The organism is Sphaerospermopsis sp. LEGE 08334, assembly GCF_015207205.1.
Lineage (GTDB): Bacteria > Cyanobacteriota > Cyanobacteriia > Cyanobacteriales > Nostocaceae > Sphaerospermopsis.
In genome coordinates this window covers 20,543-29,132 of record NZ_JADEXH010000054.1, presented here as the reverse complement: position 1 = coordinate 29,132, position 8,590 = coordinate 20,543, and the positions used below count along the sequence as shown (strand labels likewise).

Annotated in this window: 8 protein-coding genes and 1 pseudogene; 5 read left to right on the top strand and 4 right to left on the bottom strand. The window is 39.2% G+C overall.

The window, feature by feature from the left end; translation table 11 throughout:
- The 5 genes and pseudogenes from IQ237_RS22810 to IQ237_RS22790 form a co-directional block, all read left to right on the top strand.
- A pseudogene (locus IQ237_RS22810) lies at nt 1-173 on the top strand (photosystem II D2 protein (photosystem q(a) protein)); the annotation flags it as partial.
- A 1,747-nt stretch (nt 174-1,920) separates the two neighbouring features.
- Nucleotides 1,921-3,621: an iron uptake porin gene (locus IQ237_RS22805; protein ID WP_194059278.1), complete on the top strand. Its 1,701-nt coding sequence runs from the start codon at nt 1,921-1,923 to the stop codon at nt 3,619-3,621.
- Nucleotides 3,622-4,046: 425 nt separating this feature from the next.
- Entirely contained in the window at nt 4,047-4,484 is a 438-nt protein-coding gene (locus IQ237_RS22800; protein WP_194059276.1) for an Rrf2 family transcriptional regulator, read from the top strand.
- A gap of 17 nt (nt 4,485-4,501) precedes the next feature.
- Nucleotides 4,502-5,455 carry a cysteine synthase A gene (gene cysK, locus IQ237_RS22795; RefSeq protein ID WP_194059275.1) on the top strand — a complete coding sequence of 318 codons (954 nt, stop codon included), beginning with the start codon at nt 4,502-4,504 and terminating at the stop codon, nt 5,453-5,455.
- A 171-nt stretch (nt 5,456-5,626) separates the two neighbouring features.
- Complete coding sequence (locus IQ237_RS22790; protein WP_194059274.1) at nt 5,627-6,316, top strand: J domain-containing protein; 690 nt, start codon at nt 5,627-5,629, stop codon at nt 6,314-6,316.
- A 48-nt stretch (nt 6,317-6,364) separates the two neighbouring features.
- On the opposite strand, the gene IQ237_RS22785 is transcribed toward IQ237_RS22790, so the two are convergent.
- The 4 genes from IQ237_RS22785 to IQ237_RS22770 all read right to left on the bottom strand — a co-directional run bounded on the left by IQ237_RS22785 (nt 6,365) and on the right by IQ237_RS22770 (nt 8,589).
- Nucleotides 6,365-6,727 carry a DUF5615 family PIN-like protein gene (locus IQ237_RS22785; protein WP_194059273.1) on the bottom strand — a complete coding sequence of 121 codons (363 nt, stop codon included), beginning with the start codon at nt 6,725-6,727 and terminating at the stop codon, nt 6,365-6,367.
- A 4-nt stretch (nt 6,728-6,731) separates the two neighbouring features.
- The gene (locus tag IQ237_RS22780; protein ID WP_194059272.1) at nt 6,732-7,091 is read right to left on the bottom strand and encodes a DUF433 domain-containing protein; all 360 of its coding nucleotides are present in this window, start codon (nt 7,089-7,091) and stop codon (nt 6,732-6,734) included.
- Between the two features lie 15 nt (nt 7,092-7,106).
- Nucleotides 7,107-7,364, bottom strand: coding sequence for a hypothetical protein (locus IQ237_RS22775; RefSeq protein WP_228020628.1), 258 nt, complete (start codon nt 7,362-7,364; stop codon nt 7,107-7,109).
- Nucleotides 7,365-7,548: 184 nt separating this feature from the next.
- Nucleotides 7,549-8,589: a serine/threonine-protein kinase gene (locus IQ237_RS22770; protein ID WP_194059271.1), complete on the bottom strand. Its 1,041-nt coding sequence runs from the start codon at nt 8,587-8,589 to the stop codon at nt 7,549-7,551.
- Between the last annotated feature and the right edge of the window lies 1 nt (nt 8,590).

The following is an 8,590-nucleotide window of genomic DNA, read 5'->3' as shown; positions in this document are numbered from 1 at the left end:
ATGACTTCGTTTCCCAAGAATTACGGGCAGCAGAAGACCCAGAATTTGAAACCTTCTATACCAAAAACATTTTGTTGAACGAGGGTATCCGCGCTTGGATGGCTCCTCAAGACCAACCCCACGAACAATTTGTATTCCCTGAAGAAGTATTACCACGTGGTAACGCTCTCTAATTTGATGATGAATTAATCAAATCCTTTAGTATTCATCCTTTTTAATTTACCCCCAGGCTTATAGTCTGGGGTTTTTTAATGGTCATTAGTCATTAGCCGTCATTATTGATTTTTACCCAATCACCAATCACCAATCACCAATCACCAATCACCAATCACCTCCTGACTATTGCCAAAATAATTTTTTGTGTTATGATAATTTTAGGTTAAAAACCCAGAGTTTTGCGCTCTGCCTTTTTGAAACTAAGACCGATTAGGCAACAAGGAGGTGATGCCCATGATAGAAAGTAGTAAAAGCATGGGTCATCAGGTTGCAGTTAGCCGGCTGTGCGCCGGGGCTGTTCTCTAAAAGTTAGCCTTAGTTATCCTGAGATTTAGTTATCCTGAGATACTAAGTTAGCTCAAGTAGCTAGGCTAAAAGTCGGAGTTCCTTCCGGCAGTCTGGTTGCAACCTGAAGACCCGCTAGACCGCCCTAAGTTAGATCATCAGATTTAATTTAGGGCGGATAGTCTTTTATGGGTGTATTATTTTTTAATGCTGCAATTATTCTATTTGTTTTTGAAATCTGCTATATAAAACCTAGACAAAGCTAGACTTTACTTTCTACTTCAACGGGAGCATGGGAGCGGTTATCCCTCAGTAGACTTGCACGCTGTAGCCCAACGCGACTTTCTCAGGTTAAGATTTGGAAACAGACTATCACTATCAATGCTTGGTTTTCGCGTCGGTAATAGTCTGATTCAATACTTGATATCTGAGGATTATATATCAAGTTGGCATTTTTCTGAGCTAACTTATGTCCATTTTTGTCAACATAAGTATATTATTGTCTATAAAATGGTCAACTTAGGACAAGCTCTTCACTAACATATCTATTATATTGTTCCCAAGTCAAACAACTGGCTATGGCTTATTTAAAAGAATTTAGCTGCGCTTCATGGAACATTCAGACTTAGCAGGACATCCTCAAAATAGAGAGAGGTTTTTGCTAATAGAGGAAATTGTCCAATTGCAACAGCAAAGAAATTTAATCTAACAGATGTGATTTTTTAAATCATTTACCAACAGTTAGTAATTTTATGGACAAATGTCTTCAAACTACTTTGACCGGTGTTATCCGGAATGGGCAAACTGCAATACCCCCTATCCCTCAGCTAAAAGCCGCTGGGACTACTTTTGCACTTCTCCTAATTGTTTTGATTGCCTCGTATCAACCGCGTTTTCTTGCTCTTGCACCTAGGCTTGACTCCTTTTTTAGCGATATACGCAGGAAGCTTGTAGTAGCTGGACTTTCACCCCTCGATTTGATAGTCATTAGCTCTTGGAGATTTATCTATATTTTACCATCTTTGATGATAAAAACTATGAATATTTATAACACTTTTAGCAAAAGCTGCTTTTATGTTTTTGTCCTGTATATGTGTGGTGTGAGTGGAAAATAGTTAATTGCTTGGTTGTGATTGAGAATATGATACCAGCTTATTTGCGCGGTATTTAATTGATAAATTTTATCTTGATCATTAGGCTGAGATATTTTATAATATAAAACTATGATTTAGATGCTTTTACATAAGTTAATTGCATGATTTTTTAACGTTTCGTTAATCATTTTTTAACTTTGTAAAAACTAAAATCGTAGTGTTGGCAGCTATGCCTCATCCACAGGTCGCAGAAAGATGTCGCATTTCGGATAAGTAGGTACTACAAAAACAGTCATCTATAAACGGTGTGAGGAGTAAAAGAAAGATGTCTAATCTCTTGTGGAAGTCTCTGGTGGTTAGCCCAGCGGTTTTAGGAGCAGCGTTATTAGTTTCAGGAACAGCTGTTGCCGCTGCAAATGCCACCACTGAAGTATCAACACTGGAAACTCAAGCCGCTACAGAAGTTTCCCAACAGCCTGAAGTTTTAGCTCCAGTCGCTTCAGAAACGCAGGTTTTAGCACAGGTTCAAAGCTACAGCCACGAAGGTCAAAATTTACAGTCGCAAGTTACATCAGTATCTCAGTTTTCTGATGTTCAGCCTACCGATTGGGCGTTCCAAGCATTGCAATCTTTGGTAGAAAGATATGGCTGTATTGCGGGTTATCCCAATGGTACATATCGCGGCAACCGGGCATTAACCCGTTATGAATTTGCGGCTGGTTTAAATGCTTGTTTAGATCGTGTTAATGAATTGATTGCCACAGCAACAGCTGATTTGGTGACAAAACAGGATTTAGCGACTTTACAGCGTCTGCAAGAAGAATTTTCTGCGGAACTGGCAACTTTACGGGGTCGTGTAGATACTTTGGAAGCCCGTACTGCCGAGTTAGAAGCGAATCAATTCTCTACTACTACTAAATTACAAGGTGAAGCTATTTTTGCTGTCACTGATTCTTTGGGCGCTACTCCTCCTGGACAAACTGTTTTGCAGAACAGAGTTCGTTTGAACCTGCAAAGTAGCTTCACAGGTAGAGATATGTTGAATACTCGTTTGACTGCGGGTAATGCCCAAGGTTTTGGAACCACAGCGGAAACTAACCAAACCTTTGAAGTTGGTAGCACTGGTAATAACAATGTTGAGATTGACAAACTGACTTATGAAGCTCCTATTGGTCTGGCACAGGTCTACATAGCAGCTACTGGTGGTCAGCATAGCCATTATGCAGCAGTTAACAACCCTTACTTCTTCGATAAAACAGATGGCGGTAATGGTGCTTTAAGTACCTTTAGTTCGGAAAATCCCATCTATAGAATTGGTGGTGGTTCAGGTATTGCTGTTAATGTACCCTTTGGACAAGGCGGCGGTATTCTCAAACCAAGTTCATTAACTTTAGGTTACTTGGCTTCTGGAAACACAACTTCTGGGGCTGAAAACCCTGCTAATGGTGCAGGTTTGTTTGATGGTAACTATGCGGCTTTAGGTCAGTTAAACTTCAATGTTGGTAATCGCCTTGCTTTAGCTGCTACCTATGTTCATGGTTATCATGGTGCTGGTAGTACCTTGTTTGATGCAGGACGTGATGGAGGTGCTGTTGTCGGTACAACACTAGCTAATAATCTGAGTTCACCAAGCGGCTCTTCCAGTAACTCCTACGGTGTTTCCGCAGCGTTCAAACCCAGCCAAAGACTATCTATCAGTGGTTTCCTTTCTTACCACGATATTACAGGCTTTGCTGCAAATGATGATTATGAAGCTTGGAGTTATGGAGTTGGGGTAGCGTTACCTGACTTTGGTAAGAGAGGGAACGTATTAGGTATTTTCGGTGGCGTTCAACCCTATACCTTTAACAATAATGGTGGACTTAACACTGGTGATATACCTTACCAAGTTGAAGGTTTCTACAAGTATCGCGTTTCTGATAACATCTCTGTCACCCCTGGTGTGATTTGGTTACCTGCTGTTGGACAGAACAGCAATAGCCAGGATGCCTTTATTGGAACTCTCAGAACAACGTTTACTTTCTAGATTAAGAAAGTTGGTAGTCTGCTAACAATCTTTTAATCTTTTTTTGCCCGCCATGAGGCGGGTTTTTTGTTTTGGGCAGAAAAAACTTAGAACAGTCAGGAGTCAGTCGTAGGGGCAACCCCCTGTGGTTGCCCTCTTGAGTCAGGAGTAAGTACCTGGGCAAAATTAATTGAACATTTTTGGAACAAACACTCTGTAAACCTTATCTGTTCCCTGTTTCCTGTTCCCTGCCCGCTACGCTGAGGGTAGGGACTTTCGCAGAATCATGTTAAAGGCTTTTAGCACTATCACCTGCTATAGCTGATTGCTGATGGCTGATAGCTGAATACTCAAAAAAAGTACAAACCCCAGTGGAAAACCGGAGTATACTAGAAAAAGTTATGAATTATGAATAATTAATAATCCTTTATCCTTAATTGCTGCTTGTGGAACTATCCTGTAAATCTGAATACGCAATTCTGGCGTTATTAGAAATGGCAACTCATTACGAAAGCGGCGAACCGATGCAAATTCGACAAATCGCCGCCCAACAAGATATACCAGATCGCTATTTAGAACAGCTACTTGCTACTTTGAGGCGTGGGGGTATAGTGAAAAGTCAACGCGGTTCAAAAGGTGGCTATCTGTTAGCGCGAGAACCTTGGAAAATTAGCGTTTTTGATATTTTGGAATGTTTAGAAGGGTTTGATATTAAGACTGGTGAAGACGATACTAACCCCAAAAGTGTAGATAGTGCCATTGTAGAAGAAATTTGGCAAGAAGCGCGTCAAGCTGCAAATGCGGTCTTACAAAAATATTCGCTTCAGGATCTTTGTGAACAGCGAGATTCACGGAGGCAGTTAGATATCATGTACTACATCTAAAGGAATCAAAAGTTATTATGCGGGTTGCTCGGAATATTACAGAATTGGTTGGACGGACTCCCTTAGTGCAGTTAAACCGTATTCCCCAAGAGGAAGGTTGTGTAGCACGGATTTTGCTGAAACTGGAAAGCATGAACCCATCGGCATCGGTAAAAGACCGCATCGGTGTGAGTATGATTAATGATGCTGAACGGGAAGGTTTAATCACTCCTAGTAAGACGGTGTTGGTAGAACCAACATCGGGAAATACGGGTATTGCTTTGGCAATGACAGCGGCAGCTAAGGGGTATAAATTAATTTTGACTATGCCGGAAACCATGAGTGCTGAACGTCGGGCGATGCTGCGTGCCTATGGGGCAGAGTTGGAATTAACACCGGGTATTGAGGGAATGAGTGGGGCGATTCGCAGGGCGCAACAAATTGTCGAAACCACACCACACTCGTATATGTTGCAACAGTTCCGCAATCCTGCTAATCCTAAAATACATCGAGAAACTACAGCCTTGGAAATTTGGGAAGATACGGATGGCGAGGTGGATATGATTGTGGCGGGTGTGGGTACTGGTGGTACTATTACTGGTGTGGCGGAAGTTTTGAAGGCGAAGAAACCTAGTTTTCAGGCGATCGCTGTTGAACCTGCTAATAGTCCTGTGTTATCTGGTGGTAAACCAGGACCCCATAAAATTCAGGGTATTGGGGCGGGTTTTGTTCCCCAAGTTTTGAATGTAAAATTGATTGATGAGATAATTTCTGTCACTGATGAAGAGGCGATCGCTTTCAGTCGTAGATTAGCAAGAGAAGAAGGACTATTATCGGGGATTTCTAGTGGTGCTGCTTTATGTGCTGCTGTGCGTGTCGCCCAACGTCCAGAAAATGCAGGACGTTTAATAGTCATGATTCAACCTAGTTTTGGCGAAAGATATTTGAGTACACCTTTGTTTCAGGATTTAGAAGCTAAGACGGTCAACTAAGCGTTTAGGTGACAGGTGACAGGTGACAGGTGACAGTCAGTAGGGGTTTAGCAATGCTAAACCCACATAGGAGTCAGGAGTCAGTGAACAGTGAACAGATTAATAATAAAATTTATTGATAACTAATTACTGATAACTGATAACTGATAACTAATAACTGATTATTGAATCATGGAAGGTTCTAACCATTACAAAACCCTCAAAGTTAATGCTAATGCCAGCCAAGCGGAGATTAAACAAGCATATCGCCGCTTGGTAAAAATGTTTCATCCTGACAGTAATCAGGAAACAGCTAATCATGAGGAAATTATTAGAATTAATGCTGCTTATGAAGTTTTGAGTGATGTTCAAAGTCGTCTGAAATATGATGAACAAATCAGACAATATTCCCAAACATCCAATATTCATCGTCAAGAAAGAACCGCATCTGCTCAAAAACAACATCAGGCTAAAAAACAATCTGGTAAAGATGCAGATGAAAAGGTAGAAGAGTGGTTGCGTTTGGTTTATCAACCGGTTAACCGCGTGCTTTGTCGCATTCTTAATTCTTTAGAACAGCAAATTGAAGACTTAGCAGCAGATCCTTTTGATGATGAGTTAATAGATCAATTTCAAGAATATTTAGATAACTGTCGGGATGATTTTAAAAAGGCTCAAAATACTTTTCGTTCTTTACCCAACCCTCCTAGTTTAGCTAGGGCGGCGGCTCATCTTTATTATAGTTTAAATCAGGTGGGTGATGGTTTGGAAGAGTTGGGCTATTTTCCTTTAAATTATGATGATCGTTATTTACATACTGGTCAAGAAATGTTTAGAATAGCGACGCGGTTACATTGTGAAGCGCAAGAATCAGTGGGGTGAAATATGGTAAGAAATCAGGAGTCAGGAAGTTTGATGATTTTTCAGATTTTATGGTAATGGTAAATAGACTATCCGATCTTGATATTCACCATCTTCTGAAGCTAAAGCAACTAATATTAATTCTTCTATATTTTCACCAACACTTAAATTAGGATTGAGAATAAAAATTCCTGGTATGTGACGATTCATGGCAATATGATCAGATAAATGCACTGGCATAGAAGTGCGGTTATTTGTCACCAAAATAAAATTATTTTCTTCACACCAATAGAGAATTTCAGGATCAAGAGTTCCTTTTGGTGGTATTCCAGGTTCTCCTACTACCTGAACGATAATATCAGGTTCTTTGAGCTTAATTTGTTTTGGATATAAAGGATTTACATTTTCATCAATCAAATATTTAATTGTCATTTTTTTATATTTTCCCTTGTCTCTCTTTTCTCAGTTGTCTGAGTTTTTCTGAAACTGGTGGGGGATTAAGTCTTTGTTGTTCTCTCATTTTATGACCATGTTCTATCCAGTTTTTCATGTAATTGCTGACAATTTCTTTGTTTTGTAAATAATACAGAATTGTTGCATATACCTGTTCTAAAGAAACTGATTGATATATTTGGGCGATTTCTTCTGGAGAACGTCCACCATCTATATATTCATATAAAATTGTTTCAATTCCTATTCTTGAATTTTTAAGTCTAATGTCTCCAGGAGAAAGAAAATTGAAATATTCGGCAATGTCTTTGTGAGGTATATTTTGAGGAATTGTTTGACTGTTCATAAATTTAACCTCGTATCACTCTTTTGTCCTGATTAATGTACCACCAAAAGCATAAACTGCGTTATAGCCAATTCTTCCCGCCCAAATTGGTGCATCTGCTTGTTTAGTTTGTAATTTTCGGCTTGTGATTATTAAATCATCACCAATTTCATATTCTCCCGTTTCTACATTAATAGAAATAATTTTACCAATATTTTCTGCTGTCTCTATTTGAGGACGGATAATTTGCTCATAGAGTTCTTTACCACGTTTGGTAATTTCTTCACCAGTCATTTTAGGGTAAGGTATGGGGTAAACCTTAAAATTCAAATTAATAGACTTCTGTAATTATTATAAGATATAAACCAGAGTCAATAAATCATTTTGCACTAGAAGGAGGAAGTTTAAATCATAGGCGAATTTCTTATTTTCCGTGTGAGGGGTTTGCTCCAAAAATTAATATTGTAGCTATTTTAGGTTAAAAGTATGGCATCTCTTCTTTTACAGGTGTTTCATTTTTAGATGGACTGATATCAATACTCTGAGTCAGGACAACTACTCCTGTAACAATAGCTATCAATACTGTCACAAATACACCAATTAGCTTTTTATTAAAAATTCCTCTTGGTTGATGACTGACAACTTTAGTAACTGCTGGTGGAGTATTAATAATTGGAGTAAATGTTGGCGGAGTATTAAGAACTGGCGTAACTGTTGGCAGAATATTAATGAGTTTAGTAACTGCTTCCAAAGCCTCTAGCGCTGATGGGTAACGTTCCTCACAGTCTTCACGCACCATCTGGTCTAGAATTTCTATCAACTGGGGGTTAGCTTGGCAATTAGCCAAAGGTGTGGAATGATATCCTGTGAGGGCTTGAATGGCAATTTTACCAACAGCGTAGACATCACTGCTAAAATTAGGCTTACCCTGGAATTGTTCACTGGGCGTATAACCAGGAGTACCAATACCAACTGTTAGTTGAGAAGAAGATGTAATTTGGGACATTATTTCTTTCACTGCCCCAAAATCAATTAAAACTATTTTGCCACCTTGCTTACGTCTCATTAAATTATCAGGTTTTAAATCTCGGTGAATAACTTTGTTGCTATGAACAAAAGCCAAGGTTGTAAGGATATCTAGCAATAAATCAACTACTTGGGCTTCATTCCATTGTTGTCCGGTGAACTCTTTTTTGAGAACATTTCCATCAATCAATTCTTGAACAAGGTAAAATTCTTGATTTTCTTCAAAGTGTGCAAAGAGTCTAGGAATTTGTGGATGTTCACCCAGTTTATATAAAACTTCAGCTTCTGTGTTAAATAAGCGTTGTGCTTGCTGAAAATAAGCAGAGTTTTTGGGCTGAAGTACACCTTGATATTTCGGTCTAAGTTGCTTGACAACACATTTAGGATTGCCTGGTAGGTGGGTATCTTCAGCTATAAAAGTCTCACCAAACCCACCAGGACTAAGACCATCAATGATTTTATAATGACCACCAATAACTTTACCTATCATCATC